Origin of the sequence: Nocardia sp. NPDC050630 (assembly GCF_044457245.1) — a bacterium.
GTDB lineage: Bacteria > Actinomycetota > Actinomycetes > Mycobacteriales > Mycobacteriaceae > Nocardia.
Genome location: NZ_JBITGN010000072.1, coordinates 1 through 1,193, shown reverse-complemented (window position 1 = coordinate 1,193; position 1,193 = coordinate 1). Strand labels below are relative to the sequence as shown.

Annotated in this window: 1 protein-coding gene; it reads right to left on the bottom strand. The window is 67.6% G+C overall.

What is annotated here, in order from left to right; translation table 11 throughout:
• Positions 1-31 precede the first annotated feature (31 nt).
• Positions 32-1,193, bottom strand: a 1,162-nt coding sequence (locus ACIBG0_RS42265) for an IS630 family transposase (protein WP_397041303.1), incomplete at its 5' end; no start/stop codon positions are given.

Below are 1,193 nucleotides of genomic sequence, written 5' to 3'. Positions count from 1 at the left end.
CTAGTGGGTGCGCCCGTTAGTTCGTCGGGGGTTATGCCGCGAGCGGTCGGGGTGCGTGCAGGTCGTGGTGGCCGAGGCGGTGCAGTAACTGGTTGAGGTCGTCGCGGGTGAAGGTCCAGTCGAACGGGCGGGCGGTGTTGTTGTAATGCTGCTGGAAGGCGAGCAGCCGGTCGGCGACCTCGTCGAGGTCGGCGAAGTCGTCGGGGCACAACGCTTTTCGTTGCACGACGGAGAAGTAGACCTCCACCTGGTTCAGCCACGACGCGTGCACCGGCAGGTGCACCATGTGCGCGTTGGGGTAGGCGTCGTTGAGACGCGCCGCTGCTGCCCAGTTGCGGTGTGAGGCCCCGTTGTCGACGATCCAGAACACTCGCCGGGCGCTTGCATATGGTTCTTGGGTCATGACCTGGGTGGTCAGCCGGGAGAACGGTTCGATCCCGGTGGTGGGCTCGCAGCGGCCGATGACGTGGGCGCGGTGCACGTCGTAGGCGGCGAAATACGCGAGGGTGCCGCCGCGGCGGTATTCGGATTCGACCCGCATCGGCCGACCGGCGGCCGGTGGCAGAGGGCGGCATACGCGGCGGCGGGCCTGGACGCCGGGTTTCTCGTCGGCGCTGAGCACGTAATCGTCGGCGCCGAGTGGCTCGTCTTCCCACATCCGCGCATACAAGTCCAGCGCTCGGGCGGCCTTGCGCGCGAAATACGGGTCACGGGGAAAGATCCAGGAGCGATGCTGCCAGGGTTTGATCGCGTCGGCGGCCAGGATCCGCCGCACCGTCGATGCCGATATCTGGTCGGCGACCCCGCGTGCGGTGACCTCGCGGGCCAGCTCGGGACAGCTCCACCGGGTCAACGGCAGCCCGGACATTGACGGCAGTTCGCAGGCCAGGGCCTTGACCCCAGCAACGACCTCTGCGGTGAACCTGCGGGGCCGGCCGCTGCGGGGAAGATCGGCCAATCCATCGATCCCGTTGCAGCAGAAACGTTTCCGCCACTTTCGGGCAGTACTGACATCGACGCCGAGGCTGCATGCGATGCCGGCGTTGGTCTGTCCGTCCGCGGCAGCGAGCACGATCCGCGCCCGCAACACCTGTCGGACCGGCGCCGAGGACCGGCGTGTGAGCGCTTCCAGCTGCGACCGCAGCTCGACGGTCAGGACAACAACATGCGGACTGCGCGGCAACACGACGATA